Here is a 26,124-nt window from a genome sequence, read left to right as displayed (position 1 = left end):
ACGCGACGGGCCCGGCCCACGGACGGGTGCTATCCGCCCATCCCGGGCATCCCCGGCATGGCCGGCAGCGCCGGCTGGGCGGCGAACAGGTCGAGGTACATCCCGCCGGCGACGAGCAGGCCGAGCACGCCGAGCAGGAGCCCGCCGAGCGCGACCGGGCGCGCCCAGGACGGCGCGCCGGGCTTGCGCGCGGGGCCGAGCAGCAGGATGGCGCCGACGGCCACGGCGATCAGCGCGACGACGCCGTTCACCAGCGCCGCGGTGTGCCACGGCGTGCCGTAGAACGCCTCGATCTGGTTACCGGGCATGCCGGTCGCGGCGTCGATCTGGCCGATCAGCTGCGCGCGGTCGCGCAGCATCTCGGTGACCGGGGTGCCGGTCAGCGAGGCGAACCCGAGCCCGGCGCCGACGACCGCGCCGCCGCCCGCGACGGCACCGCCCGAGCCCGCGGCCGCCCCGGCGGCCGGGGTGTGGCGCTCGGCGACGGCCGTGGCGGTGGTGGTGCTTCCGGTCGTGCTCCCGGTGGTGGTCGTGGCCTCGGCTCCGTCCGAGGCGCCGGGGCTCCGGTCGGTCGTCCCGGCGTCGCCGGCGGGCGCGTCGGGCGTGGTGTCGGTGGTGGCCGCAGCGGTCGAACCCGTGTCCGTGCCGTCGGTGCCGGCCGCCTCCGTCTCGGCCGGGGTGGTCTCCGTCTCTCGGGTCGTCTCGGTAGCCATGGCCCGCACCGTACGTGAGCGGACGAGCCGCTCCACGGGCCCCCTACCTGGGCGAACGTCGGTACTGACCGTCAGCCGGTGAGCACGTCGTAGCCGGTGGTCACCAGCCGGCCGGCGACGTCGAGCCGGATCCGCGGGGTGGACGGCACGACCGCCACGACCGGCCCGTCAGGGGTGCCGAGGCCACGCAGCACCGCGCCCGCCCGCTCGAGCACCGCCCGGACCGGGTGCCCGGGACCCGTCATCGACAGGCACACCCGCTGCCGGCGAGGGGGCGTGGCCCGGGGAACGGTCCAGTGCAGGACCAGGGCGCCGGGCGGCACCGCGGCTGCCGGCGCGTCCTCGGCCGTCATCGCGACGGTCGCGTACCAGATGCCCAGCGCGGCCAGCTCGTCGTCGCCCGCGACGGCGAGGAAGACCAGGTCGCGGGCGAGCCCGTACGTCGTGGCCGGCATCGTCATCGGGGGCCTCCGTCCGGTGTCCGCACCGACGGTAGGCCGCCCGCCCCCAGGAAGAGCCCAGCCGAGGGCAAACGGACGGTAAACCGCTACGGCAACGGGTCGAGGGGCAGCAGCAGCGTCACCACCGACGGCGAGCGGCGGGCGGTGAGCCGGCCGCCCTCGGCCTCGGCCAGCCGGCGGGCCAGCCCGACCCCGAGACCGCCCCGGGACCCGGCCAGGTCCTCCGGTGCGACGCCGGGGCCCTCGTCGGCGACGTCCAGCGCGACCGCGTCCGGGCCCGCCTCCCGGGCGGTGACCGTCACCGTGCCCGCGCCGTGCTGCAGCGCGTTGTCCAGCAGCACGGCGACGATCTGCCGGACCGCCGCCGCGGACGCCGGCGGGTCGGGCAGGTCCGGCGGCCGGGACGTGCGGAACTTCCGGCCGTCGCCGGCGAGCCGGCCGGTCCACTCCGCCTCGGCCTCGGTGAGCAGCCGCCGCAGGTCCACCGGCACGGCGCCGCTGCGGCGCTCCCGGGCGAGCAGGAGCAGCTCGTCGATCGTGCGTTCCAGCCGGTCGATCGAGGCCAGCCCGTCGGTCACGGTGGCCCGGTCCAGGCCGTCCGGACGGTCCAGCGCGGACTCCAGCCGGAGCCGCAGGCCGGCGAGCGGCGTGCGCAGCTGGTGCGACGCCTCGGCCGAGAACGCCCGCTCGCGGGCCAGCAGGTCGTCGAGCCGTTCGGCGGTGTGCCCGAGCGCGGTGCCCACCTGGTCGACCTCCGGCATCCCGGTCGGTGCCGGCCGCACCCCGAAGTCGCCCGCGCCGAGCCGGTCCGCGTCCCGGGCGAGATCCTCCAGCGGCCGGGCCATCCGCCGGGCCAGCCGCCGGGCGAGGAGCCACACCGCGACCAGCACGAGCCCGGCCAGTGCCAGCATCCCCAGCCACACCGGGACCAGGCCGGCGAGCACCGCGCTGCGGGATCCCGCCACCCGGACCACGGCGATGACGTCCTCGCCGTCGCGCACCGGGGCGACCACGACGAGCTCGCCGGGCGGCGCCGAGACGAGCCCGCGGCGCAGCACCCGGCCGACCTCCTCGTCGCCGGCCGGCGGGCCGTCGCCGGCGAGCAGGCGGGCGTCCTCGTCGTACAGGGCGACGGCGGCGAGGCCGTCCTCGCGCGGCAGCCGGTCCGGGACCCGGTCGTGGTCGAGGTCGTCGTAGACGTTCCGCGCGGTGATGTCCGCGAGCCGTTGCAGCGAGCCGAGCTCCCGGGCCGTCGCGAACTCGGCCAGGCCGGCGGCGAGCGGGACCCCGAACAGCACCAGCGCGACCGCGGCGGCCACCAGCGCCATCCGCACGATCCGCTGTCTCACGGCAGCTCGAGCCGGTAGCCGTGCCCGCGCAACGTCGTGATCACCGGGACCCGGCCCGAGGTGTGCGCGGCGAGCCGCCGCCGCACGGCTGCCACGTGCACGTCCAGGGTCTTCGTCGAGCCGAACCAGTGCTCGTCCCAGACGTCGGCCATCAGCACCTCCCGGCTCAGCGCCGTCCCGGGGTCGCGGGCGAGCCGGGCCAGCAGGTCGAACTCGCGGGCCCGCAGCTCCAGCTCCCGCCCGGCCACCGACGCCCGCCGGGCACCGGTGTCGACCCGCAGGTCCCCGACCTCGAGCACGCCCGCCCGCTCGCCCCCGGCCCGCCGCAGGTGGGCCCGGACCCGGGCCAGCAGCTCGCCGAGCCGCACCGGCTTGGTGAGGTAGTCGTCGGCGCCGGCGTCCAGGCCGAGCACGACGTCCATCTCCGCGGCCCGCGCCGTGAGGATCACGACGACGGTGTCCGGGTGCAGCGCCCGGATCCGCCGGCAGACCTCGACGCCGTCGAGGTCGGGGAGGCCGAGGTCGAGCAGCACCAGGTCGAACCCGTTCCGCGCGGCCGCGTCGAGCGCGGGGCCGCCGGCCTGTTCCCACCGGGCCGTGTAGCCGTGGGCGGTGAGGCTGCCCAGCAGGACGTCACCGATCGTGCGGTCGTCCTCGACCAGCAGGATCCGTGCGCTCATCGGTGCGGTCCCCGGTTCTCGTGCCTGTGGGCGGGATCCATCGTGCCCGGTCGCGGCCCACCGGTGAACTCCCGTCGATCCGGGCCGGTCGCACGATGCCGCGGCACCACCGCCGACGTCCGGACCGAGCCCCGGCAGGGAGGGACGGCAGTGCTACAGCCTGGTCAGCACGTCGAAGTCGTAGCCGTCGGCCCGGGCGAGGTGGACGGCCTGGCGGCCCTGGTCGAGGGTTCCGCTGCTGAGGGTCACGGTGCCGCGGGGGCCTTCGTAGGAGACCGGGGTCTCCGCGTTCGCCGCTGCGATGTCCGCGGTCCGGGTGGATCCGGCCGCGGCGGTGAGCGAGACGAGGGCGAGGACGCCTTCGTAGCAGGACTCGGCGGCGTTGTTGAGCGCGGGCGCGTCCGGGCCGTGGCGGTGGACGTAGGCGGACATGAAGTCGAGTGCCGAGGCGGTGGCCAGGGAGTTGAAGTAGGCGGCGGCGACGTAGAGGTCGGCGGTGCCTTCGGCGCCGGTGGCGAGCAGCATGTTCTCTTCCATGAGCGGGGTGAAGCGGGGCATGACGGTGTCGAGGCCGGCTTCGGCGAACTGGCGGTTGAACATGACGGCGTCCTGGCCGACGAGCAGCATGAGGACGCCGTCGGCGTCGCTGCGGGCGATGTCGACGAGGGTGGTGGTGAAGTCGCGGCAGCCGTAGGAGACGAAGGCTTCGTGGACGACCTCGATCCCGGCGGTGCGGGCGTAGTCGCGGATCCGGGTGGCGGTGCGGCGGGGCCAGACGTAGTTGGCGCCGACCAGTGCCCAGCGGTGGACGGCGGCGTGGTCGCGCATCCAGGTCAGGGCGGGGGCGATCTGCAGGGCGGGGACCTCGCCGCTGGTGTAGACGCCGGTGGGGATGGGGCCGCCTTCGTAGAGGGAGGTGTAGACGTAGGGTGCGCGGCCGCGCAGGACGGGAGCGAGTGCCTCGCGGACGCTGGAGATGTGCCAGCCGGTGACGGCGTCGAGGCGGCGGCGTTCGAGCAGGTCGTGGACGGTGCGGCGGATCTCGGGCAGGGGTGCGCCGGCGTCGACGACCTCGAACACGAGCTCGCGGCCGAGTACGCCGCCGGCGGCGTTCACCTCGGCCGCGGCGAGCTCGGCGACCGCCTCGCAGGACGGTCCGAAGATCCCGCCCGGTCCCTGCAGCGGGATGGCGAGCCCGACGCGAAACGGCTCCTCCACGCGGACCTCCTCGTCCTGGTGAGCGAGCTGGAATCACACACGTCCATATGAAACTATCCCGAGTGTCGGCCGGGAAGGCAAGGCCGGGACCGAGGAGGCAACGGGGTGGCGGTGGACGGACCGAGCGCGACCGAGCTCGCCCGCCTGGTGGCGGACCGGGCGTTCGCGTGCGAGCGGGCGATCCAGGGCGTGGTCGCTCCGGCGGGCCTGACGGTCGAGCAGTGGTGGGTCCTGCACCACCTCGCGGGCGCCGAGGCCGCGCCGATGTCCGACCTGGTGACGGCCTGCCGGGCCCCGGCGCCGACCACGACCCGGATCGTCGACAAGCTGGTCGAGAACGCCCTCGTGCACCGGGGGCTCGACGGCATGGACCGGCGCCGGGTGCTCGTGCGGCTCGCCCCGCGGGGCCGGGAGCTGGTCACCGTGCTCGCGGAGCAGGTCGAGGCCGCGCTCGACGCGCAGTTCGAGGGCCTCGCCCCGTGGCAGGCGGGCGCGCTGGAAGCCGTGCTGCGCGAACCATGAGCGCGTTGACATACTTCCATTTGGAAGTATGGTCGTCGTCACCTACCCCTACGGAGGACGACGATGTCTGCAGGTCCCATCGATTTCACGAAGTCCGGTGTGTCCCGGTTCCCGGACCGGGATCTGGGTGTGCCGCGGTATCGCTGCGAGGTCGGCGTGCCGTTGGCCGAGCAGCGGGAGCTGGGGCACAACCGGTGGCACCCGGACATTCCGCCGCTGCACGAGCTCGGTCCCGGGGACGAGATCATCCTGGAGGCCGGTGGTTACGACGACTACCAGCTGCAGGATGTCGATGATGATCAGGACATCCGGGACTTCGATCTGACCCGGACCCATCCGATGGCCGGTCCGGTCCGGGTGGACGGGGCCGAGCCGGGTGATCTGCTGGTGGTCGACGTGCTGGATGTGCAGCCGTTGTCGGGGATCGGATACTCGAACATCCTGCCCGGGATGGGTGGGCCGCTCGCGTCGTGGTTCCCGCAGGGCTACAAGACGGTGTGGGATCTGCACGGGTTGTTCGCGACCAGCCGGCAGATCCCCGGGGTGGAGATCCCGGCGTTGTCGCATCCGGGGGTGATCGGGGTGGCGCCGTCGATGGAGCTGCTCGAGACCTGGAACGCGCGGGAGGACCCGCTGATCGCCGAGGGGCTGGCGGCTCCGCGGGCGGAGGCGACCTCGACCGCGGTGCTGCGGACCCTGGAGGGGGCGGAGTGGGAGCGGGTCGCGGCGACCGCGGCCCGGACGGTGCCGCCACGGGAGAACGGCGGGAACCTCGACATCAAGAACCTCTCGCGCGGGTCGCGGGTGTACTTCCCGGTGTTCGTCGAGGGTGGGTTGTTCTCGACCGGTGACTTCCACTTCGCCGAGGGCGACGGCGAGATCACCTGGAACGCGATCGAGATGGACGGTGCCGGCTGGTACCGGTTCAACGTGATCAAGGACGGGATGGCGCGCTACGGCGTGCGGACGCCGATGCTGCGGCCCTCGCCGGTGGATCCGAACCTGGGTACCCGGTACCTGAGCTTCACCGGGCTGTCGGCCAAGGGGACCGAGCAGAAGTACATCGACGCCACGATGGCGGCCGTCGACGCCGTCGAGCAGGCGATCGACTACCTCGGCACGTTCGGGTACTCACCGGAGCAGGCGTACACGATCATCTCGGTCGCGCCGTGCGAGATGCACATCGGGGGGATCGTCGACATCCCGAACGCCGCGGTGACGTTGAAGGTCCCGCTGGACATCTTCGACAAGGACATCCTGCCCCGGTAGGTCCGTGCGGTCCCGGCGGGGGCGGAGCACCGCCCTCGCCGGGACCGGCCGGTGTGCATCGCGCCGGCACGGGGGTCGTTGACGCGTCGCTTTGAAGCGCTCTAAGCTTGTTTGAAGCGCTTCAAAGCTCAGCCGGTGAGCGCATCCGACGACGTATGACCCCCGGAGGACGCGATGGCCGCACCCACCGCCGTCGAGTACGACCCGTTCGACCCGGACTTCTACCCGACCGACCCGTTCGCGGTGTACCGGTGGATGCGGAACGAGGCGCCCGTCCACCACAGCGAGCGCTACGGCTGGTACGCCCTGACCCGGTTCGACGACGTCCGGGCCGCCATCACCGACGCGGACACGTTCCGCAGCTTCGAGGGCATGGACATCGACGACTCGCGCCTCGAGCACGTCCCGCCGGGCTCGATCGGCAGCATGGACAACCCCCGGCACGACCAGGTGCGCCAGGTGGTGCAGCCGTTCTTCGTCCCCCGCCGGGTCGCGCGGCTGGAGGACGGCGTCCGCGGCGTCGTCCGCGACCTCGTCGCGTCCTGGGCCGGCCGCGACCGGATCGACATCGGTGCCGAGCTGGCCTGGCCGATGCCGTTCGACGTGTTCTTCCACCTCATGGGCTTCCCCGCGCGCAGCGAGGCGACCGAGGACGAGCGGGCGCGCCGCGTGCAGCTCGAACACTGGACGCACGAGCTGAAGGACCGGATCCCCGGCACCCCGCACCTCGGGCCGAAGGCGAAGGCCGCGACGCCGAAGATCCAGCAGTACTTCATCGACGTGCTGGAGTCCCGGCGGCGGCACGGCCGCGACGACCTCATGACGACGATGGTGAACGCCGAGATCGACGGCGAGCCGTTCGTCCCCGGCGAGATCACCCCCGTGTCCGAGATCAGCGGCCTGATGATGATCCTCTTCCTGGGCGGGGTGGAGTCGACCGCGGGCCTGGTCACGACCCTGTTCAAGCTGCTCGCCGAGAACCCGGACCAGCTCGCACTGCTGCACCGGGACCCGTCGCTGATCCCGGCCGCGGTCGAGGAGGCGATGCGCTGGGCGACGCCGCTGCAGCTCACCGCCCGCACCACCTCGCGGGAGGTCACGCTGCACGGTGTCACGCTCCCGGCCGGCTCACGGGTCGTGCTGATCCCGGGCGCGGCCAACCGCGACGAGCGCCGCTTCGCCGACCCGGACCGGTTCGACATCACCCGGCCGCCGGGCCGGCACGTCGGGTTCGGGGAAGGCGTGCACGGCTGCCTCGGCGCCCCGCTGGCCCGGCTGGAGGCACGCGTGGCCCTGGAAGAGGCGCTGCCGCTGCTCGGCCGGTTCACGCTGGACGGCGAGCCCCGGTTCTACGCCAGCTCGCCGAACATGTACGTCTGGAGAACCATGCCGCTCACCCTCGCCGAGCCGGTCCCGGCCGCCCCCGCGGCCGCGGAGCCGGAGCGCCGCCGGGACCCGCGGGCCGAGGTCGAGACCGAGGCGACCGTGGTCGCGAAGGAGACCGTCGCCGACGGCGTCGTCACCCTGTCGCTGCGCGCCGCCGACGGGAGCCCGCTGCCGGACTGGACGCCGGGCGCGCACGCCGACCTGCTGTGCGGCGGCGCGCCCACGCGGCAGTACTCGCTGTGCGGGGACCCGGCCGACACCACCACCTGGCGGCTCGGCGTGCTGCGCGAGGCACACGGCCGTGGCACCTCCCGGCACGTGCACGACGCGCTCTCCGTCGGCGACACCGTCCGGCTCCGCGGCCCGCGCAACAACTTCCCCCTGGAGTGCGCGCGGCGCTACCTGTTCGTCGCCGGCGGCATCGGGATCACGGCGATCCTGCCGATGATCGCCGCCGTGGACGGGCTCGGCGCGGACTGGCAGCTGCTCTACGGCGGCCGCCGGCGGGCGTCGATGGCCTTCCTCGACGAGCTCGCCCGCTACGGCGACCGGGTCACCGTCCGGCCGGAGGACGAGTTCGGCCTGCTCGACCTCGACGCGGTCCTCGGGACGCCGCGCGAGGACACCCTCGTCTACTGCTGCGGGCCGGAACCGCTGCTGGCGGCCGTCGAGGAGCGCTGCGCGTCCTGGCCGGCCGGGACGCTGCACGTGGAGCGGTTCGGCCCGAAGCCGCTGGGTGCGCCGCAGCGGGCCGAGGCCTTCGAGGTCGAGCTGGCCCGCAGCGGGCTGGTCCTGGAGGTCCCGCCGGAGCGGTCGGTGCTCGACGTCGTCGAGTCCGCGGGGGCGGCGGTGCTGTCGTCGTGCGCCGAGGGCACCTGCGGCACCTGCGAGACCCGGGTGGTCGACGGCGCGGTCGACCACCGCGACTCGGTACTCGACGACCGGGAACGCGACCGGAACGACTGCATGATGATCTGCGTGTCCCGGGCCCGCTCGGGGCGGCTGGTGCTGGACCTGTAGGAGCCGCGCGTTCCCCCGCCGCGAAATTGCTCTCGCGGGTTGTCGTATCCGCCGCCCCGCCGGACGTCTTCCTGGTGAGGCGCGGGAGACGGGCTCCCGGCCGCCACCGCATCGACGACCGAGGAGCGACGATGACCCCGACGATGAACGCGATCGACCTCGTGGTGTCCGACCTGGACGCCTCCATCACCTTCTACCGGCGGCTCGGGCTGGAGTTCGAGATCGACGCGCACACCTCCGAGCACGCCCAGTGCGACCTGCCGGGCGGGATGCACCTGATGCTCGACACCGAGAACCTGCGCGGCAAGACGATCGCCGGCTGGAGCCCCGCCTCCGGCGGCCCCCGTGCGTTCTTCGCCTTCGAGTGCGCGGACCCGGCCGCGGTCGACGCGACGTACGCGGAGCTGACCGAGGCCGGCCACCAGGGCCTGCAGGAACCGTTCGACGCGTTCTGGGGGATGCGCTACGCCACCGTGGCCGATCCGGACGGCAACGGGATCGACCTGTACGCCACCCTCCCGGCACGCTGAGCGACATCGCGAGGAGAGAGGCGGATCAGGTGAAGTACGTGCTGATGTTCGTCGAGACCGAGGACTACGCGAACGAGCTGGCCGCGATGGGCGAGGCCGAGCGGGGAGCCGCGTACGACGAGGTGGGCCGGTGGTTCGCCGAGCACGACGCCCGGATCACCCGTCACGTCCACCTGCAACCCGCGCACACCGCGACCACGGTGCGCCTGCAGGACGGCCGCGCGGAGGTGAGCGACGGCCCGTTCGTCGAGGGCAAGGAGATCGTCAGCGGCTTCGTCGAGGTCGAGGTCGCCGACCTGGACGAGGCGCTCGCGATGGCCCGCTCCTGGCCGGCGTGCCCGATCGTCGAGATCCGGCCCGCCGCGTCGTGACCGGCCTGCGATGAGCACGACCCACGACGAGCTGGCCCGCGTCGTCCGCGAGCATGCGGGCCGGCTCGCCGCGTCACTGGTGCACCTGCTCGGCGACTTCGCCGCGGCCGAGGACCTCGTCCAGGACGCCGTCGAGGCCGCCCTCCGGCGCTGGCCGACCGAAGGCATCCCCGAGCGTCCCGACGCCTGGCTGTTCACCGTCGCCCGGCGTCGTGGCCTCGACGTGCTGCGCCGCCAGACCCGGTACCGCGACAAGCTCGCGCAGTTGCAGTGGCCCGTCCCGGGTGAACCCGACGACCGGCTCCGGCTCGTGTTCACCTGCTGCCACCCGGCCCTGCCACGCCAGGCCCAGATCGCCCTCACGCTGCGCGTCGTGTGCGGTCTGACCACCGGGCAGATCGCCGCCGCGTTCCTCGTCCCGGAGACGACCGTCGCCCGGCGCATCACCCGGGCGAAACGGAAGATCACCGACGCCGGGATCCCCTACCGCATCCCCGGCGACGACGAGCTTCCCGACCGGCTCGACGAGGTCCTCACCGTCGTCTACCTGCTGTTCAACGAGGGCTACCTGTCCTCGACACCGGACCGGGCACACTCCCGCAGGCTCGCCGAGGACGCCGAATGGCTGGCCGCCTCCCTGGCCTGGCTGATGCCCCGCGAACCCGAGGTCCTCGGGCTCCTCGCGTTGATCCGCCTGCACGAGGCCCGCGCCGCGGCCCGGTTCGACGACGAGGGCCGCATCGTGCTGCTTCCCGACCAGGACCGCAGCCGGTACGACCACGACGCGATCGACGCCGCCACCCAGCTGCTCGCCCAGGCCGCCGCCCGGCACCGGGCCGGTCCCTACCAGCTGCAGGCGGCCATCGTCGCCTGCCACGCAGAGGCGCCGACCTGGGCGGACACCGACTGGGCCCAGATCCTGGTGCTCTACGACATGCTGCTGCAGCACACGCCGAACCCGGTGGTCCGCCTGAACCGCGCCGTCGCGCTGCGCCACGTCGCCGGACCGGCCGTCGCGCTCGGCGAGCTCGACGGACTCGCCGCGACGCTGGCCGACCACCACCTCTACCACGCCACGCGCGCCGAACTGCTCCGCGCGCTCGGCCACCCCGGACCGGCCCGCGAGGCCGACCTCCGCGCGCTCGAGCTCACGACCAACCCCGCCCAACGTGCCGTGCTCGAGCGGCGCCTCGACGCTCGTGAGTGGTCATGAGGGCTCTGGCACTGCCAACCACTCACGGGCGCGAAGCGCCCCCTCCACCGCGTCGAGCACGCGGGCCGCGGCCAGGGCGTCGTCGATCGTGGCGCCGCCGGAACGGTTCCCGGCGATGCCGTGCAGGAAGGCGGCGCACTCGGAGACCTTGAGGTCGTCGAACCCGGTCGGGTTCCCGGCGCCGGGCTGGAACAGGGCGAAGTCGCCGTCGCCGGGCGCGGCGGCGTGCGTGGTGACCGGTTGGTCCACGTAGGACCTCCCGGCGGCGACCTGCAGCTCTCCCGGACGGCGGAAGTCGAACGCGACGAAGCCCTCGGTCCCGTGGATCTCGAAGCCGTAGTCGTTCTGGTCGCCGACGGCGACCCGGCTGGCCTCCAGCGTCACGATCACCCCGTCGCCGGCCCGGCCGAGCACCGAGACGTAGTCCAGGTTCTCCACCTCGCCGGCGGGGGAGTCCGCGTCGCCGCGGGCGTACTGGCTCGCACCCGGGACGGCGAGCGGCCGCCGCGGGACGAACCGGTCGCCGTCGGCCACGACCGCGCTCAGGTCGCCGACCAGGAACCGGATCAGGTCGACGCCGTGCACGGCGAGGTCGTTGAGCACCCCGGACCCGCCGTGCTCGCGGGTGAACCGCCAGCTCAGCACGCCGTGCGGGTCGGCGGCGAAGTCGGTGAGCAGCCGGAACCGGGCGTGCGTGAGCCTGCCCAGCGTCCCCTCGTCGATCAGCCGTTTCGCCCGGGCGACGGCCGGGACCATCCGGTAGTTGAACCCGACCGTCGCGTGTACCCCGGCGGCGTGCACGGCGGCGGCGACCGCGGCGGTGTCGGACGAGGTGAGCCCGACCGGTTTCTCGATCCACAGGTGCTTTCCGGCCGCGGCGACAGCCACACCGACCTCGCGGTGGGTGCTGTTCGGGGACGTCACGCTGACCGCCGCGATCTCCGGGTCGGCCACGAGCTCCCGCCAGTCGGTGACGGCGCGGCCGAACCCGTACCGGGACACGTGCTCGTCGCCCGCAGCCCGCACCGGGTCGGCCACCGCGACCAGCCGCGGCCGCCACGGCAGGTCGGTCACGTGGTGCGGCAGCCGGGCGTAGGCCCGGGCGTGCAGGTGCCCCATCCAGCCGGCACCGACGACGCCGACGCCGATCGTGCTCACGACCGCCCGTCCCGTGGCCGGGGCACCTGCGGCACCGGGGCAGGGGTGCCGTGGCCGAGCTCGACCAGCGGCACGCCCGCCCGGGCCGCGAACCCGGACGTCATGGAGATCAGGAGGGCCCAGAACCGCTGGGCGGCCGGGTCGTCGCGGTCGAGCAGGGAACCGGTGTGCACGGTCACCCCACCGCCTTGGTGGCCTTCGCGGCCCGGAAGCCGTAGACCGTGCCGTGGGTGACGTCGTGCTCCAGCTTCTCCAGCGACACCCCGCGGGTCTCCGGGACCTGGGTGACGACGAAGACCAGCGCGACCGCGCCGACGCCGGCGAACAGGAAGAACGCGCCGGTGATGCCGATCGCCGCGACCAGCGAGGGGAAGAACAGCGCGAGCACGGCGTTGGTGGTCCAGCCGAAGAACACCGCGACGCCGATCCCGAGGCCGCGCATGTGCAGCGGGAAGACCTCGGCCAGCCACACCCACACCGCGACGTTGAGGAAGGTCTGCATGGCGAACACGAACGCCACGACCAGGAACAGCAGGATGTAGGGGCGCAGCGGGTTGCCGACCGGCAGCAGCAGGGACGCGAACCCGATCAGGACGTGGCAGGTCGTGGTCAGCGACAGCCCGATGGCGAAGGTCTTGCGCCGGTCGAGCCGGTCCATGTTGTACAGCGCGATGACGCCGCCGATGACGGAGAAGACGCCCGAGGCGATGTTGGCGACGAGCGCGGCGTCGGCGGTGAAGCCGGCCTCGATCAGCACCCGCTGGCCGTAGTACATGATCGAGTTGATGCCGGTGAGCTGCTGGGCCATGGCGACCCCGATCCCTACCAGCACGATCCGGACCAGCCACTTGTTGGCCAGGATCGCCTTCAGCCCGATCTGGTGCTCCTGCTTCTCCTCGGCGGCGATGCGCTCGACGTCGGCCAGCTCGGCGGCGGCGCGGTCGTGCGGGCGGACGGACTCCAGCACGGCGAGTGCCTCGTCCCGGCGGCCCTTCTCGACCAGCCAGCGCGGCGACTCGGGCATCCGCAGCATGCCCATGAACAGGGCGATTGCGGGCAGCGCGCAGACGGCGAACATGATCCGCCAGACGCCGTCGACGTGGCCGAGGACCGTGCCGATGATCGCGTTCATGACGAACGCCGCGAGCTGGCCGGTGACGATGGCCAGCTCGTTGCGGCCGGTGATCGACCCGCGGATCTCGAACGGGGCGAGCTCGGCGAGGTAGACCGGGACGACGGTCGAGGCCCCGCCGACGGCGAGCCCGAGCAGGATCCGCCCGGTGACCAGGAGCCCGAAGCCGGGGGAGAGGACCACGCACAGGGTGCCGACGAAGAACAGGACGGCGAGCAGGATGATCGTCCTGCGGCGTCCCCACCGGTCGGAGATCTGCCCGCCGAACAGGGCACCGAACGCGGCGGCGAAGACCAGCGAGCTGATGACCACCCCGACCGCGAGGTCGGAGAGGCCGAGCTCGGCCTGCATCGGCTGCTCGGCCCCGTTGCTGACGCCGGTGTCGTAGCCGAACAGCAGCCCACCGAAGCAGGCGACGATCGAGATGAGCCCGATCCGCTTGCGGTACGGACCGTGCACGAGCGGCGGAAGGGTCGTCTCGCCCTCACGTGCCGGATGTGTCATCGGAGAACTCCTTTGTTTCCCGGGTTGCCGGAGGGAGATGCGGCCGGGCGGCGGGCACGCCTGAGCACCGGGCCGCGGGCACGGATGCGCGGGGTCCGGGCGGGCGTACACGGACGTCCCCGGGGGACACCGCACGCGGCGCCGACCGCCCCGGGGCGGCCACCGGGTCCGGCGGCCGCCCCGGCCGGGTCAGGTGTTGGTGGGGAAGCCGAGGTTGAGTCCGGCGTGGCTGGGGTCGGGCCAGCGGGTGGTGACGACCTTGCCGCGGGTGAAGAAGTGGACGCCTTCGCTGCCGTGGGCGTGGGTGTCGCCGAACAGGCTGTTCTTCCAGCCGCCGAAGCTGTAGTAGGCCATGGGGACCGGGACCGGCACGTTGATGCCGATCATGCCGACCTCGACCTCGTTGGAGAAGCGGCGGGCGGCGCCGCCGTCGTGGGTGAACAGGGCGGTGCCGTTGCCGTAGGGGTTGGCGTTGACGAGCTGGACGGCCTGGTCGTAGGTGTCGACGCGGAGGACGGACAGGACGGGGCCGAAGATCTCGTCGGTGTAGACGGTCATGTCGGTGCCGACGTGGTCGAGCAGGGTGGGGCCGACGAAGAACCCGTCCCCGTCGGCGTCGTAGGTGCCGGTGCGGCCGTCGACGACGACGGTGGCGCCGGCCTGCTCGCCGGCGTCGATGTAGCCCGAGACGCGTTCCTGGGCGGCCTTGGTGACGAGGGGGCCCATGTCGGTGTTGCGGGTGCCGTCGCCGGTGCGCAGGCCGCGGGCGCGTTCGGCGATCTTGTCGACGAGGGTGTCGGCGATGTCGCCGACGGCGACCAGGGCGGAGACGGCCATGCAGCGCTCGCCGGCGGAGCCGAAGCCTGCGTTGATGGCCTGGTCGGCGGCGAGGTCGAGGTCGGCGTCGGGCAGGACGACCATGTGGTTCTTGGCGCCGCCGAGGGCCTGGACGCGCTTGCCGTGGGCGGTGCCGGTCTCGTAGACGTAGCGGGCGATCGGGGTCGAGCCGACGAACGAGATCGACTTGACGTCGGGGTTGGTGAGCAGGTGGTCGACGGCGGTCTTGTCGCCGTGCAGGACGTTGAACACCCCGTCCGGGAGGCCGGCCTCGCGCCAGAGCTCGGCGATCCACAGCGCGGCGGTGGGGACCTTCTCCGAGGGCTTGAGCACGACGGTGTTGCCGGTGGCGATGGCGATGGGGAAGAACCACATCGGGACCATGGCCGGGAAGTTGAACGGGGAGATGATCCCGACCACGCCGAGGGGCTGGCGGATGGAGTGGACGTCGATCTTGGTGGAGGCGTTCTCGGTGGCCGAGCCCTTGAGCAGGTGCGGGATGCCGCAGGCGAACTCGACGACCTCCTGACCACGGGCGACCTCGCCGGCGGCGTCGGAGAGGACCTTGCCGTGCTCGCTGGTGATGATCTCGGCGAGCTCGCCGGCGCGGGCGTTGAGCAGTTCGCGGAACCGGAACAGGATCTGGGTGCGCTTGGTCAGGGAGGTGTCGCGCCAGGCGGGGAAGGCGGCCTTCGCGGCGGCCACGACGGCGGCGGCCTCGTCGTCGGAGGCCAGCGGCAGGTGTGCGGTGACCGCGCCGGTGGCCGGGTTGGTGACCTCGGACGTGCGCCCGGAGGCGCCCTCGAGCCGGGCACCGCCGGCCCAGTGGTACAGCGTGGGAACGGTGCCGGGCGTGGTCTCGGCCCGGTCGTCGATGGTGGAAGTCATCTGTCCTCTTCTCAGGAGCTGGGCCGCAGGAACGACCGCTGGGTGGCCTTGTGCTCGTCGTAGATCTTGCGGGCGGCCCGGGTGGAGTCGAGCTCGCTGACCTCGGAGACCGGGACGTCCCACCAGGAGCGCGAGTCCGGGGCACCGATCAGCGGGTCGGTCTCGACGTGGATGACGGTGGAGTCCTCGGCGGCCTTCGCCGTCCGGATCGCGGCGGCGAACTCGTCCGGGGTGTGGGTGCGGATGACCCGCAGCCCGAAGCTCTCGGCGTTGGCCGCGAGGTCCAGGGGCAGCACGCCGCCGTCGAGCCGCCCGGACTCGGGCGAGCGGTAGCGGTAGCGGGTGCCGAACCGCTGCGAGCCGAGCTCCTCCGACAGCGCCCCGATCGAGGCGAAGCCGTGGTTCTGCACCAGCACCGTGATGACCTTGATGCCCTCCTGCACCGCGGTGGCGAGCTCGGTGGCCATCATCAGGTAGGAGCCGTCGCCGACCATGACGAACACGTCGCGGTCCGGGCAGGCCAGCCGGACGCCGAGGCCGCCGGCGACCTCGTAGCCCATGCAGGAGTAGCCGTACTCGACGTGGTAGCCCTTCGCATCCCGCGTCTGCCACAGCTTGTGCAGGTCGCCGGGCATCGACCCGGCCGCGCAGACGACGACGTCGCGCGGGTCGGACAGGTCGTTGACCATCCCGATGACCTCGTTCTGGGTGAGCCGGCCGCCGGCGCCGGCGGCCGGTACCGCCGGGTGGTAGGCGGCGTCCACGGTGGCCGCCCACTCGGCGTCGAGCCGGGTGTACTCGGCGACGTAGTCCTCGGCGACCCGGTGTCCCGCCAGCTCCGCGGCGAGCGAGGTGAGCGTCTCCCGGGCGTCGGCGACGACCGAGATCCCGGAGTGCTTGACGCCGTCGATCGGGGCCACGTTGACGTTGACGAACCGCACGCCCGGGTTCTGGAACGCGGTGCGGCTGGCCGTGGTGAAGTCCGAGTAGCGGGTGCCGATCCCGATCACCAGGTCGGCGTCGGCCGCGATCGCGTTGGCCGCGGTGGTGCCGGTGGAGCCGATCGCGCCCAGGCACTGCGGGTGGTCCCACGCGAGGGTGCCCTTGCCGGCCTGGCTCTGCCCGACCGGGATCCCGGTGGCCGCGCAGAACGCCGCCAGGGCCTCGGTGGCGCCGGAGTAGTGCACCCCGCCGCCGGCGACGACCAGCGGCCGCTCCGCGGACCGGATCAGCTCGGCCGCCCGCTCCACGGCCCAGGTCTCCGGGCGGGGCCGGGCGACGTGCCAGGTGCGTTCGGCGAACAGCTCGACCGGCCAGTCGTGCGCCTGAGCCTGCACGTCCTGCGGGAAGCAGACGGTGACCGCGCCGGTGGCGGCCGGGTCGGTGAGCACCCGCATCGCCGACAGCAGCGCCGCCGGCAGCTGCTCGGGCCGCCAGACCCGGTCGAAGTAGGCCGAGACCGGCCGGAACGCGTCGTTGACGGTCACGTCCCCGGCCGCCGGGTTCTCCAGTTCCTGCAGCAGCGGCGACGCCGACCGGTCGGCGAAGGTGTCGGCCGGCAGCAGCAGGACCGGCAGCCGGTTGATCGTGGCCAGCGCGGCGCCGGTGACCATGTTCGTCGCACCCGGCCCGACGCTGGACGACACCGCCCAGGTCCGCAGCCGGTCGCTGGCCCGGGCGTAGGCGACCGCGGTGTGCACCATGGCCTGCTCGTTGCGGCCCAGCACGTACGGCAGGAGGCCCGGCTCGTGCAGCTCGGCCTGCAGCAGCGCCTGCCCCAGCCCGGCCACGTTGCCGTGCCCGAAGATGCCGAAGCAGCCCTCGAACAGCTTCTGCCGCACCCCGTCGCGCTCGCTGTACTGCGCGCCGAGGAACTTCACGGTCGCCTGCGCGACGGTGAGCCTGACGGTCTCACCCATGCTCACTGCCCTCCGGAAAGGCGAGAGTCGATAGTTTGGTCGGCCCACGTCTCGCGGACCCATGCCTGGTCGGGATGGTCGGTGATCTTCCAGGCACGTTCCTCGCCCGGGCCGGCCATCACGTTGAGGTAGTACATGTCGTGCCCGGGTGCGGCGGCGCACGGCCCGTGCCAGCCCCACGGGATCAGCACCGTGTCGCGGTCGTGGACCTCGACCATGATGTCGATCTCGTGGCCCGGCGAGCTGGAGGTCCGGTGGAACCCGAGCCCCGGCTGTCCCTGCGGCCCGGGCGCGATCTCGAAGTAGTAGATCTCCTCGAGCTCGCACTCGTGCGGGCCGGCCTCGTCGTGCTTGTGCGCGGGGTAGCTCGACCAGTTCCCGCCGGGGGTGATCACCTCGACGCAGATCGCCGAGGCGGCCTCGAACACCCCGGCCGCACCGAAGTTGCGGACCTGCCGCGACGACTGCCCGGCGCCGCGCAGCTCCACAGGCACGTCCTCGCGGGCGCCGTGGCGGAACGGCAGCACGGTGTCGGTGCGGGCCCCGCAGAGCGCGAACCGGCCCCCGGCCGCCGAGGCGATCGTGACGCTCGACCGCACCGGCAGGTAGGAGAAGTCCGAGGGCCCCTCGAACACGTGCGCGCGGCCCGCCAGCTCATGGGTCTCGTCGCCGAGGGTGACCGTGGCCGACCCGGACAGCGGGACCAGGAAGAACTCCTCGCCGCCGGTGTCGACGGTCCGGGTGCCCCCGGCCGGGAGGTTCAGGATGCGCAGGCTGGAGTGTTCCCAGCCCGCGGTCTTCGGGGTGATCTCCAGCTCGTAGCCGTCGGCCGGGGCGGACCCGGCGGGGATCACGTACTCGTGGCCCGGTGCTGATGGTTCGTTCGCACGCTCACTCACGCCGCGCGCACCTCCTGCGGCCGCACGAGCGAGACGGCGGTGTCGACGGCCGCGGCGACGTCACCGTCCTCCGGGTAGAGCAGCGCCCGGCCCACGATCAGGCCCCGCACCGAGGGCAGCTCCAGGGCGGCCTTCCAGGACGCGTAGGTCTCCTCGGGCCGGGTGGTCGGGTCGCCACCGAGCAGCAGGGTCGGGAGCGTGGTCGCCTCCATCACCCGCGCCATGTCCTCGACCACCGGCAGCTTCATCCAGGTGTAGGCACTGGACGAGCCGAGTCCCTGGGCAATGTGCACCGAGCGGATCACGGCCTCCGGGGACAGGTCGTTGACGACGCGGCCGTCCACCCGGCGGGACAGGAACGGCTCGACCATGGCGACCAGCCCGGCCCGGTTGGCGTCGGTGACCACCCGGGCGCAGGTCTCCAGTGTGGACACCGTGGCCGGGTCGGCCGGGTCGATCCGGGTGAGCATCTTGATGGCCTCGAACCCGGCGTCGACGGTGCCGCGCACGTCGTAGCCGGTGAGCCGGTCGTCCATCTCGAACACCGAGCCCTGCAGGCCGCCCCGGTTCATCGACGAGACCACCACCTTGCCCTCCAGGGCACCCAGCAGTAGCAGGTCCTCGAGGATGTCGGCGGTGGCCAGCACCCCGTCGACGCCGGGCCGGCCCAGCGCGGTGACCAGCCGGTCCAGCAGCTCGGGGCGGCTGGCCATGGCGTCGGCGCGGCCACGGGCGGACAGCGCGCCCCGGGCCGGGTGGTCGGCGGCGACGATCATCAGCCGGCCGTCGGCGGGCACGAACGGGCGCCTGCGCCGTGACGCCAGCATCGCCGGGATGCGTTCCGGGGTGAACGCCCGGATGTCGCGGACCTCGTCGTAGGAGGTCGCGAAACCCTGGGGTGTCGGGGTCATGGTCCTCACCGGCTCTCGTTCGGGTCGCCACCGGCGAGCAGGATGTCGATCTCGGCGGCCGTGGGCATGGCGGTGGAGCACTCCAGGCGGGACGCGACGATCGCGCCCGCGGCGTTGGCCCGGCTGAGCACGTCCTCCAGGGGCCAGCCGGCGAGCAGCCCGTGCGCGAGCGAGCCGCCGAAGCTGTCGCCGGCGCCGAGGCCGTTGTAGGGGGTGATGCTGATCGGCGGGGAGACCACGCGCTCGTGGCGGGTCTTGGCCAGCACCCCCTTCGGGCCCTGCTTGACGACCGCGAGCTCCACCCCCGCGTCGAGCAGCGCGTCGGCGGCCCGCTCCGGGTCGGTCTCGCCGACGGCGACCTCGGCCTCCTCGCGGTTGCCGACCGCGACCGTGACCTGGCCGAGCACCTTCTGCACCTGCTCGGTCGCGGCCGCGGCCGACTCCCAGAACATCGGCCGGTAGTCCAGGTCGAGCACGGTGGGCCGCCGGCCGCGCGCCGCGAGGGCCTCGTGGTGTGCCGACCGCGAGGGCTCCTCGGACAACCCGGACACCGACAGCCACAGCAGCCCGGCCGCGGCGATCGCGTCCCGGTCCAGATCGGACGGCGCGACCTGCAGGTCCGGTGCGGTGGGCTTGCGGTAGAAGTACAGCGGGAAGTCGTCCGGCGGGAAGATCTCGCAGAACGTGACCGGCGTGGGGTACTCGGTGCTGGTGACGACGTGCCGGTCGTCGACCCCGAGCCGGTTCAGCTCGCGGCGCACGTACCGGCCGAACGGGTCGTCCCCGACACCGGTGATGATCGCGGCGCGCCGGCCCAGCCGGGCCGCGGCGACCGCGACGTTGGCCGTCGTCCCGCCCAGGAACTTGCCGAACGAGGTGACGTCCTCGAGCCCGACTCCGACCTGCAGCGGGTAGATGTCCACCCCGGCGCGGCCGAAGGTCAGGATCTCAGCGGGGGCGTTCATGGTCCTCGGTGACCTCTCCTGTGGTGTGACGGCGACGGGGAAACGGTATGCCGGAGGACGCCCGCGGGTCAATAGTTTGTACAGACATAAGGACAACTGAACTTTCGCGTGTATTCTGCGGTCATGGCCACCCGCTCCGACGCCGTGCAGGTCGACGTCCGGCTCGACCGGTCCAGCCCGGTGCCGCTCTACCACCAGCTGGCGCAGGCGATCGAGGCCGCGATCGACTCGGGTTCGCTGCGGCCGGGGGACCGCCTGGAGAACGAGGTGGCGCTGACCGAGCGGCTCGGCCTGGCCCGCCCGACGGCCCGGCAGGCGATCCAGGAGCTCGTCCGCAAGGGCCTGCTCGTGCGCCGGCGCGGGCTGGGCACCCAGGTCGTGCGCCCGGCGATCCACCGTGACGTCCGGCTGAGCAGCCTCTACGACGACCTCGCCGCGTCCGGCCGCACCCCGGACACCACCGTGCTCGCGCACGAGGCGTGCACCCCGGCCACCGCGGGCGTCCCCGTGCTGCACGAGCTGCTGCCGCCCGACGAGCCGCTGCAGATGCTGCGCCGGCTGCGCCGCGCCGACGGCGAGCCGCTCGCGATCATGACCAACTACCTTCCGGCCCGCTTCGAGCTGGACGACGCCGCCCTGGCCGGGCGGAGCCTCTACGACCTGCTCCGGGAACAGGGCGCGCAGATCGCGATCGCGCACCAGGTCATCGGCGCCCGGCTCGCCGACGCCGACGAGGCGGGGCTGCTCGAACAGCCCCGCCCCCTGGCCTGCGTCACCGCCGAGCGGACCGTCTACGACGACGCCGGCGCCCTCGTCGAGCTCGGGCGGCACCTGTACCGCTCCGACCGGTACACGGTGCAGACCTCGCTGGTCGTCTGACTCGTGAGTGGTTCCGAGGGCCTGGGCCCTCGGAACCACTCACGAGCCGCGCAGCGCCGCCACCAGGTTCACGACGCTGGTGTGCACGTCCGCGGCCGGGCCCTCGCCGGTCGGCGGGCCGTGCAGGATCGTGTCCTGCTCCAGGACGTGCCAGCCGTCGTAGCCGCGGGCGGTCAGGTGGGACAGCACGCCGTCGAGGTCGACGTCGCCCTCGCCGAGCGGGCGGTACATGCCCTTGCCGACGGCCTCGGTGTAGGTGATCCGGCCGTCCTGGACCTGCCGGGCCAGGCCCAGGTCGACGTCCTTGAGGTGGGTGTGCGCGACCCGCTCCGGCGCCTGCCGGGCCAGCGCGGCCGGGTCGGTCCCGCCGATCAGCAGGTGGCCGGTGTCCAGGCACAGCGGGATCCGTGAACCCTCCAGGACCCGCTGCACGTCGTCGCCGGTCTCCACCATGGTGCCGACGTGCGGGTGCAGCACGGCGGACACGCCGCGGGTCGCCGCGTACTCGGTGATCCGGTCCAGGTTGGACAGCAGCAGCCGCCAGCCCGCGTCGTCGAGCTCGGGGCGGGAGTCGTAGCCGGTGCCGCCCGAGTCGGCGGAGAGCACGAGGGTCCCGGCGTGCGCGGCGTCGTACCCGGCGAGCAGCGTCCCGACCCCGGGCAGCGGGTCGTGGCCGGGGACGTGCAGCAGCGTCGGCGTGAACCCGCCGACCGCATGCAGGCCGTGCTGCTGCAGGGTCGCGGCCTTCGCCGCGGGGGCGTCGGGCAGGAAGCCGTCCGGCCCGAACTCGGTCGCGGCCAGGCCGACCTCGCGCATCTCGGCCAGGACGCGGGCGGGCTCGAGCTGGTAGCCCCAGCCCGGGACCTCGCACACGCCCCAGGAGATAGGCGCACCGGCGATCTTCGCTGCGGTCATCGGCGGACGACCTCCTCGACGCGCACGGGGCGGTGGGACTGCAACGACAGCGTGGCGGCCTCGGCGATCCAGCCCGCGGCCATCGCGTCGGCGACCGAGCACGGTGTCGGCCGGGTGCCCGCGACCAGCTCGGTGAAGGCGGTCAGCTCGGCCCGGAACGCCGGGGCCAGCCGGTCCATGAAGAACGCGTGCGGGGTGCCGTCCGGGAACGTCACCCCGGGCTCGGCGGAGCGCAGCGGCAGGCCGGCGTCCAGCCCGGCGGCGACCGAGTCGGCGTCGCCGTGCAGCTCGAGGCGGACGTCGTAGCCGCGCGGGTTGTACCGGGAGTTCGAGACGACGGCCCGGCTGCCGTCGTCCAGGGCGAGGATCGCCTGCGCGGTGGAGACGTCGCCGATCTCGGCGAACACCGGGTCGCCGTGCGTGTCGCCGGTGGCGTAGACCTCGACGACCTCGCGGCCGGTCACCCAGCGGATCGCGTCGAAGTCGTGCACCGAGCAGTCGCGGAAGATCCCGCCGGAGACCCGGACGTAGTCCGCGGGCGGCGGGGCCGGGTCCAGGGTGGTCGCCCGGATCGTGTGCACCCGGCCGAGCTCGCCGCCCTGCAGGGCGGCGCGGGCGGCCGCGTAGCCGGCGTCGAACCGACGCGGGTAGCCGATCTGCACCCGGTCGTCGCGGCCGGCGAGCTTCGCGGCGACGTCGACGGCGTCGTCGATCCGGCCCGCGACCGGTTTCTCGCAGAACGCCGGCAGGCCCGCGTCGACCGCGGCGAGCAGCAGCTCCGGGTGCGCCGGGGTGGCCGCGGCGATCACCACACCGTCCACCCCGGACGACAGCAGCTCCTCGGGGGAGGCGACGGCGGTGCCGCCCACCTCGCCGGTCACGGCCGCGGTGACCTCCGGCCGGGCGTCGGTGACGACCAGCTCGTCCACGGCGTCCAGGCCGGCCAGCGTCCGCGCGTGGAACGCGCCGATCCGGCCCAGTCCGATCAGTCCGATCTTCATGCGGGATCCTCGGGTTGTGGTGTGCGGTGGGTGTCAGTCGCGCTCGCCGCGGCGGCGGGCCTCGCGCTCGGCCAGCGCGGTGTCGAACCAGGCGGCCGACCGGCCCTCGTGCACCGCGCGCCGCAGCAGGTCGGCCGGAGAGGGCGGGGCGAGGCCGTCGACCGGCGGGTCGGCGTCGAGGTCGGTCGGGAAGGCGTAGCCCTCGGCGGCCGCCGCGGCGGCGTTGTCGATCAGCTCGGGCGGGACACCGCGCTCGCGCATCGCGACCAGCGCCGGGAACACGGCGCGCGCGGTCGCCGAGCGGTCCACGCGCTCCATCGCCCGCCCGAACGCCGAGGAGACCTGCAGCAGGTTCGCCGTCCGGCGCACGCCGGCGGAACGGTTGTGCCCGGCCCCGTGCAGCAGCGCCGGGTTGAAGAACACCGCGTCCCCGGCGGCGAGCGGGAGCTGGACGTGGTGCCGGGCGAAGTGCTCCCGCACGTCCTCGCGGTCGGCCACCAGGTAGCCGTGCGACCACGTCTGCGAGCCGGGCAGGTACATCGTCGGCCCGGACTCGACCGGCATGTCGACGTGCGCGACGGCGCCCTGCAACGTCAGCGCCGGCGACAGCCGGTGGACGTGCGCGGGGTAGCGGGCGGCACCGGCGGGGGTGAGGAACCCGAGGTGGTAGTCGCGGTGCGGCTGCTGCGCGGCGCCACCCGGGTTGACCACGTTGACCTGGGACGTCACCTGGTAGCCGGGCCCGAGCCAGGCCTCGCAGGCCAGTGCGAGGACCGGGTTGGCGTAGTAGGCGGCGAACGCGTCCGGGTCGCGCAGCGCGAGCTTCTCCAGCGCGTTCCACACCCGGTCGTTGGCACCCGGTGGCGCGAAGTGGTCGCCCGCGGCGGTGCCGGCGGCGCGCTGCGCGGCGATCATCGACTCGAACACGGCGGTGACGGCGTCCAGTTCGGACCGGCCGAACGCGCCGGCGACCACGACGATGCCGGCACCGTCGTGAAGGACGTCCACCAGTTCCGCCTGCACGGCGCGCCGCCCCTCCGGCGTCGCGGCGGCGTCCCGCAGCCGGGCCGCGGCGTAGACCGGTACGCCGGAGGAGACCTCGTCGGCGTGCGGGACGTCGGCCGGGGTGGTGCCGGGCAGGCCGGCCAGGTCCTCGACCCGTGCCGCCGCCGGGTCCAGCCAGGTCGTGGGCCGCTGCCGCGCGGTACCGGTCATGGGTCCTCCTGGCTCGTCGTCGAGCGGAACGGGGTGCTCCGACGGACATCGAGTCTCCGGCGGTTCAAGTCTGAATGTCAAGACAAAGTCGCCGATCCCTTGAAGCGCTTGAAGTCCTGATAGCGTCCGTACCCGTGACCGGAGGGACGCCCACCCGCCGGCTGCGGCTGGAGGACGTCGCGGCCGAGGTCGGGCTGTCCACCGCGTCGGTGTCGATGGTGCTGCGCGGGGTGCCCGGGCCGAGCGCGGCCACCCGGGAACGGGTACTCGACGCGGCGCGCCGGCTCGGTTACCGGCCGGACCGGGCCGCGAGCCTGCTGGCGTCCCGGCGGACCGGCCTGATCGGCGTCGTGCTGGAGGTGCGGTCGACCTTCCACGCCGAGCTGGCCGAGGAGCTGCTCGTCGTGGCCGACCGGCGCGGACACGACGTCCTGCTCGGCGCCCGCACCCGGGTCCGCGACGAGCGGCGCGCGGTCGAGACGCTGATCGACTCCCGGTGCGAGGCTCTCGTGCTGCTCGGCACCGAGGCACCGACGGCACGGCTGGCTGAGCTGGGAGGGCAGGTGCCGGTCGTCGCAGTCGGGCGGCGGCTGCCGGGGGCCGAGGTCGACGTCGTCCGGGTGGACGACGAGCGGGGCACCGCCGAGCTGGTCGGGCACCTGGTCGCGGCCGGGCACCGCGACATCGTCTACGTCGACGGCGGCCGCGACGCGATCGCCACCGACCGGCGTCGCGGGTACCGGGCCGCGATGCGCCGGGCCGGCCTCGGCGACCGGGCGCGGGTGCTGCGCGGCGGGAAGGGCGAGCAGGACGGTGCGCGGGCCGCCGCCGAGCTGCTGGCCGGTGACGCGTTGCCGACCGCGGTCGTGGTGTTCAACGACCACGCTGCCGTCGGCCTGCTGGACGCGCTGGTCCGGGCCGGGGTGGACGTGCCCGGCGACGTCTCGGTGGCCGGCTACGACGACAGCCCGCTGTCCCGGATGGCGCACGTGGACCTGACCACGGTCAGCCAGAACGTGGCCGAGCTGTCCGCGCACACCCTCGAGCTGGTGGCCGAGCGGCTCGACGACGCCGGGCGCCCGGCCCGCGAGGTGGTGATCCCGCCGCGGCTGGTGGTGCGCGGCAGCACGGCCGCTCCCCGCTAGGCGCCGGCCGGTGCGAACCGCCGTCGCGGTGCGAAACCGGCGGCCGTGTAGGCCGCGTCGATCAGCTCGGCGTTCGCGACGGCGTCGTCGAGACCCAGGGGCAGCGGGGCCCCGGCGCGCAGGTGCGCGCGCAGCACCTCCAGCTGGTAGAGGTAGGTCGGCCGGGTGCCGAGCCGCTCGGTGCGGGACCGCCCGCCGGCGGTGACCTCGATCCGGTCGTCGCGGTGCGGGAGCGTGACGTCGCGGGCCAGCGCCTCGCCGTGGTCCCCGGCCACCCGGGCCGTGACGGCCCACCCGGTGGCCTCCATGTCGCAGTGCGCCCGTCCGGTGGCGCCGGACGGGAACACCAGCTCCGCGGCGAGCCGGGCGTCCACGCCGGGCGACCGCTCGGCACCCTCGGCGGAGACGACCTGTGGCTCCCCACCGAGCACGGCACGCCCCAGCGCACGCTGGATGTGCAGCGCGTAGCACCCGATGTCCATCACGGCCCCGCCCGCGAGGTCGGCGGACCAGCGGGGGTCGCCGTCCGGCGGGGCAGGCATGAGGAACGTGGTCTCGACCCGGCGCACGGTGCCGAGCTCGCCGGAGGCGGCGATCGCCAGCAGCCGTTGCAGCACCGGGTGGTGATGGTGGTGGAACGCCTCCAGGACGACGACCCCGGCCGCCCGCGCGGCCGCGGCGACCTCGCGTGCCTCGACGGCGTTCGCGGCGAACGGCTTCTCGCTCAGCACGTGCTTGCCGGCGGCGATCGCGGCGAGGTTCCAGGGTCCGTGCAGGGCGTTGGCCAGCGGGTTGTAGACGACCTCGACCTCCGGATCGGCCAGCACGGCCGCGTAGTCGTCGTGCACCCGCTCGACACCGTGCGCGGCGGCGAACGCCTCGGCCCGGGGCCGGTCCCGGGCGGCCACGGCCACAACCCGGTCGCCGGTGACGGCGGCGGGTGCGCACAGTGCCTCGGCGGCGATCCGGGCGGCACCCAGGATCCCGATCCGCAGGGGGGCGACCGGCATGGCTCTCCTCCTGC

At 73.8% G+C, this 26,124-nt stretch carries 25 protein-coding genes; 8 read left to right on the top strand and 17 right to left on the bottom strand.

Translation table 11 applies throughout. The annotated features are described in order from the left end of the window. Nucleotides 1-29 precede the first annotated feature (29 nt). The 5 genes from H7X46_RS18645 to H7X46_RS18625 form a co-directional block, all read right to left on the bottom strand. Nucleotides 30-713 carry a hypothetical protein gene (locus tag H7X46_RS18645; RefSeq protein WP_186360626.1) on the bottom strand — a complete coding sequence of 228 codons (684 nt, stop codon included), beginning with the start codon at nucleotides 711-713 and terminating at the stop codon, nucleotides 30-32. A gap of 71 nt (nucleotides 714-784) precedes the next feature. After that, nucleotides 785-1,174 (bottom strand): hypothetical protein, encoded by a 390-nt coding sequence (locus H7X46_RS18640; RefSeq protein WP_186360625.1) that lies wholly within the window; start codon nucleotides 1,172-1,174, stop codon nucleotides 785-787. A gap of 86 nt (nucleotides 1,175-1,260) precedes the next feature. Next, nucleotides 1,261-2,523 (bottom strand): HAMP domain-containing sensor histidine kinase, encoded by a 1,263-nt coding sequence (locus tag H7X46_RS18635; RefSeq protein WP_186360624.1) that lies wholly within the window; start codon nucleotides 2,521-2,523, stop codon nucleotides 1,261-1,263. Then, nucleotides 2,520-3,203 (bottom strand): response regulator transcription factor, encoded by a 684-nt coding sequence (locus H7X46_RS18630; RefSeq protein ID WP_186360623.1) that lies wholly within the window; start codon nucleotides 3,201-3,203, stop codon nucleotides 2,520-2,522. The genes H7X46_RS18635 and H7X46_RS18630 overlap by 4 nt, the downstream gene beginning before the upstream one ends. 153 nt (nucleotides 3,204-3,356) lie before the next feature. Next, nucleotides 3,357-4,421, bottom strand: coding sequence for a substrate-binding domain-containing protein (locus H7X46_RS18625; RefSeq protein ID WP_186360622.1), 1,065 nt, complete (start codon nucleotides 4,419-4,421; stop codon nucleotides 3,357-3,359). 111 nt (nucleotides 4,422-4,532) lie between these two features. Between H7X46_RS18625 and H7X46_RS18620 the strand changes: the two genes are divergently transcribed. The 6 genes from H7X46_RS18620 (at nucleotide 4,533) to H7X46_RS18595 (ending at nucleotide 10,732) form a co-directional block, all read left to right on the top strand. Further along, nucleotides 4,533-4,943, top strand: a complete 411-nt coding sequence (locus H7X46_RS18620; RefSeq protein ID WP_186360621.1) for a MarR family transcriptional regulator — start codon at nucleotides 4,533-4,535, stop codon at nucleotides 4,941-4,943. A gap of 63 nt (nucleotides 4,944-5,006) precedes the next feature. Then, entirely contained in the window at nucleotides 5,007-6,212 is a 1,206-nt protein-coding gene (locus tag H7X46_RS18615; RefSeq protein WP_186360620.1) for an acetamidase/formamidase family protein, read from the top strand. Nucleotides 6,213-6,386: 174 nt separating this feature from the next. Further along, nucleotides 6,387-8,618: a cytochrome P450 gene (locus H7X46_RS18610; protein WP_186360619.1), complete on the top strand. Its 2,232-nt coding sequence runs from the start codon at nucleotides 6,387-6,389 to the stop codon at nucleotides 8,616-8,618. 131 nt (nucleotides 8,619-8,749) lie between these two features. Then, entirely contained in the window at nucleotides 8,750-9,148 is a 399-nt protein-coding gene (locus H7X46_RS18605; RefSeq protein ID WP_186360618.1) for a VOC family protein, read from the top strand. A gap of 29 nt (nucleotides 9,149-9,177) precedes the next feature. Next, complete coding sequence (locus H7X46_RS18600) at nucleotides 9,178-9,519, top strand: YciI family protein (RefSeq protein ID WP_186360617.1); 342 nt, start codon at nucleotides 9,178-9,180, stop codon at nucleotides 9,517-9,519. Nucleotides 9,520-9,529: 10 nt separating this feature from the next. Then, entirely contained in the window at nucleotides 9,530-10,732 is a 1,203-nt protein-coding gene (locus H7X46_RS18595) for an RNA polymerase sigma factor (protein WP_186360616.1), read from the top strand. Here H7X46_RS18595 and H7X46_RS18590 read toward each other — a convergent pair. The 8 genes from H7X46_RS18590 to iolC form a co-directional block, all read right to left on the bottom strand. Further along, the gene (locus H7X46_RS18590) at nucleotides 10,727-11,890 is read right to left on the bottom strand and encodes a Gfo/Idh/MocA family protein (protein ID WP_186360615.1); all 1,164 of its coding nucleotides are present in this window, start codon (nucleotides 11,888-11,890) and stop codon (nucleotides 10,727-10,729) included. The two genes, H7X46_RS18595 and H7X46_RS18590, sit on opposite strands and share 6 nt — an antisense overlap. Beyond that, entirely contained in the window at nucleotides 11,887-12,069 is a 183-nt protein-coding gene (locus tag H7X46_RS30790; protein ID WP_186360614.1) for a hypothetical protein, read from the bottom strand. Before H7X46_RS30790 ends, H7X46_RS18590 begins: the two co-directional genes overlap by 4 nt. Continuing rightward, on the bottom strand, nucleotides 12,066-13,526 hold the full coding sequence (locus H7X46_RS18580; protein WP_186360613.1) for a sugar porter family MFS transporter: 1,461 nt from the start codon (nucleotides 13,524-13,526) through the stop codon (nucleotides 12,066-12,068). The genes H7X46_RS30790 and H7X46_RS18580 overlap by 4 nt, the downstream gene beginning before the upstream one ends. Before the next feature lie 189 nt (nucleotides 13,527-13,715). Then, complete coding sequence (locus H7X46_RS18575; protein WP_186360612.1) at nucleotides 13,716-15,251, bottom strand: CoA-acylating methylmalonate-semialdehyde dehydrogenase; 1,536 nt, start codon at nucleotides 15,249-15,251, stop codon at nucleotides 13,716-13,718. Between the two features lie 11 nt (nucleotides 15,252-15,262). Beyond that, a complete protein-coding gene (gene iolD, locus H7X46_RS18570; RefSeq protein WP_186360611.1) occupies nucleotides 15,263-17,170 on the bottom strand; it encodes a 3D-(3,5/4)-trihydroxycyclohexane-1,2-dione acylhydrolase (decyclizing) in 1,908 nt (635 codons plus the stop codon). 2 nt (nucleotides 17,171-17,172) lie between these two features. Beyond that, on the bottom strand, nucleotides 17,173-18,069 hold the full coding sequence (gene iolB, locus H7X46_RS18565) for a 5-deoxy-glucuronate isomerase (protein ID WP_186360610.1): 897 nt from the start codon (nucleotides 18,067-18,069) through the stop codon (nucleotides 17,173-17,175). Further along, a complete protein-coding gene (locus H7X46_RS18560) occupies nucleotides 18,066-18,980 on the bottom strand; it encodes a class I fructose-bisphosphate aldolase (RefSeq protein ID WP_186360609.1) in 915 nt (304 codons plus the stop codon). The genes iolB and H7X46_RS18560 overlap by 4 nt, the downstream gene beginning before the upstream one ends. 5 nt (nucleotides 18,981-18,985) lie before the next feature. Beyond that, complete coding sequence (gene iolC, locus H7X46_RS18555; protein ID WP_186360608.1) at nucleotides 18,986-19,945, bottom strand: 5-dehydro-2-deoxygluconokinase; 960 nt, start codon at nucleotides 19,943-19,945, stop codon at nucleotides 18,986-18,988. A 123-nt stretch (nucleotides 19,946-20,068) separates the two neighbouring features. Between iolC and H7X46_RS18550 the strand changes: the two genes are divergently transcribed. Further along, the gene (locus H7X46_RS18550) at nucleotides 20,069-20,824 is read left to right on the top strand and encodes a GntR family transcriptional regulator (RefSeq protein ID WP_186360607.1); all 756 of its coding nucleotides are present in this window, start codon (nucleotides 20,069-20,071) and stop codon (nucleotides 20,822-20,824) included. A gap of 39 nt (nucleotides 20,825-20,863) precedes the next feature. Here H7X46_RS18550 and H7X46_RS18545 read toward each other — a convergent pair whose 3' ends face one another. The 3 genes from H7X46_RS18545 to H7X46_RS18535 are packed head-to-tail and all read right to left on the bottom strand — an operon-like array spanning nucleotide 20,864 to nucleotide 23,955. Next, nucleotides 20,864-21,739, bottom strand: a complete 876-nt coding sequence (locus tag H7X46_RS18545; protein WP_186360606.1) for a sugar phosphate isomerase/epimerase — start codon at nucleotides 21,737-21,739, stop codon at nucleotides 20,864-20,866. Beyond that, a complete protein-coding gene (locus tag H7X46_RS18540; RefSeq protein ID WP_186360605.1) occupies nucleotides 21,736-22,740 on the bottom strand; it encodes a Gfo/Idh/MocA family oxidoreductase in 1,005 nt (334 codons plus the stop codon). Before H7X46_RS18540 ends, H7X46_RS18545 begins: the two co-directional genes overlap by 4 nt. A 33-nt stretch (nucleotides 22,741-22,773) precedes the next feature. Beyond that, nucleotides 22,774-23,955, bottom strand: a complete 1,182-nt coding sequence (locus H7X46_RS18535) for a phytanoyl-CoA dioxygenase family protein (protein WP_186360604.1) — start codon at nucleotides 23,953-23,955, stop codon at nucleotides 22,774-22,776. A gap of 134 nt (nucleotides 23,956-24,089) precedes the next feature. Here H7X46_RS18535 and H7X46_RS18530 point away from each other — a divergent pair, with 134 nt between their 5' ends. Further along, on the top strand, nucleotides 24,090-25,100 hold the full coding sequence (locus H7X46_RS18530; protein WP_370588845.1) for a LacI family DNA-binding transcriptional regulator: 1,011 nt from the start codon (nucleotides 24,090-24,092) through the stop codon (nucleotides 25,098-25,100). Here H7X46_RS18530 and H7X46_RS18525 read toward each other — a convergent pair. After that, the gene (locus H7X46_RS18525; RefSeq protein ID WP_186360602.1) at nucleotides 25,097-26,110 is read right to left on the bottom strand and encodes a Gfo/Idh/MocA family protein; all 1,014 of its coding nucleotides are present in this window, start codon (nucleotides 26,108-26,110) and stop codon (nucleotides 25,097-25,099) included. The genes H7X46_RS18530 and H7X46_RS18525 overlap by 4 nt on opposite strands. Nucleotides 26,111-26,124 lie beyond the last annotated feature (14 nt).

The sequence above is a fragment of the Pseudonocardia sp. C8 genome (assembly GCF_014267175.1).
Taxonomy (GTDB): Bacteria; Actinomycetota; Actinomycetes; order Mycobacteriales; family Pseudonocardiaceae; genus Pseudonocardia.
This window is presented reverse-complemented; position numbering and strand designations above follow the sequence as displayed.

Bases quoted from the DNA above. Each gene is read 5' to 3' on its own strand.
- H7X46_RS18645 (WP_186360626.1), bottom strand. From the start codon at position 713: ATGGCTACCGAGACGACCCGAGAGACGGAGACCACCCCGGCCGAGACG.
- H7X46_RS18640 (WP_186360625.1), bottom strand. From the start codon at position 1,174: ATGACGATGCCGGCCACGACGTACGGGCTCGCCCGCGACCTGGTCTTC.
- H7X46_RS18630 (WP_186360623.1), bottom strand. From the start codon at position 3,203: ATGAGCGCACGGATCCTGCTGGTCGAGGACGACCGCACGATCGGTGAC.
- H7X46_RS18615 (WP_186360620.1), top strand. From the start codon at position 5,007: ATGTCTGCAGGTCCCATCGATTTCACGAAGTCCGGTGTGTCCCGGTTC.
- H7X46_RS18610 (WP_186360619.1), top strand. From the start codon at position 6,387: ATGGCCGCACCCACCGCCGTCGAGTACGACCCGTTCGACCCGGACTTC.
- H7X46_RS18605 (WP_186360618.1), top strand. From the start codon at position 8,750: ATGACCCCGACGATGAACGCGATCGACCTCGTGGTGTCCGACCTGGAC.
- H7X46_RS18595 (WP_186360616.1), top strand. From the start codon at position 9,530: ATGAGCACGACCCACGACGAGCTGGCCCGCGTCGTCCGCGAGCATGCG.
- H7X46_RS18580 (WP_186360613.1), bottom strand. From the start codon at position 13,526: ATGACACATCCGGCACGTGAGGGCGAGACGACCCTTCCGCCGCTCGTG.
- H7X46_RS18575 (WP_186360612.1), bottom strand. From the start codon at position 15,251: ATGACTTCCACCATCGACGACCGGGCCGAGACCACGCCCGGCACCGTT.
- iolD (WP_186360611.1), bottom strand. From the start codon at position 17,170: ATGGGTGAGACCGTCAGGCTCACCGTCGCGCAGGCGACCGTGAAGTTC.
- H7X46_RS18560 (WP_186360609.1), bottom strand. From the start codon at position 18,980: ATGACCCCGACACCCCAGGGTTTCGCGACCTCCTACGACGAGGTCCGC.
- iolC (WP_186360608.1), bottom strand. From the start codon at position 19,945: ATGAACGCCCCCGCTGAGATCCTGACCTTCGGCCGCGCCGGGGTGGAC.
- H7X46_RS18550 (WP_186360607.1), top strand. From the start codon at position 20,069: ATGGCCACCCGCTCCGACGCCGTGCAGGTCGACGTCCGGCTCGACCGG.
- H7X46_RS18545 (WP_186360606.1), bottom strand. From the start codon at position 21,739: ATGACCGCAGCGAAGATCGCCGGTGCGCCTATCTCCTGGGGCGTGTGC.
- H7X46_RS18540 (WP_186360605.1), bottom strand. From the start codon at position 22,740: ATGAAGATCGGACTGATCGGACTGGGCCGGATCGGCGCGTTCCACGCG.
- H7X46_RS18535 (WP_186360604.1), bottom strand. From the start codon at position 23,955: ATGACCGGTACCGCGCGGCAGCGGCCCACGACCTGGCTGGACCCGGCG.
- H7X46_RS18525 (WP_186360602.1), bottom strand. From the start codon at position 26,110: ATGCCGGTCGCCCCCCTGCGGATCGGGATCCTGGGTGCCGCCCGGATC.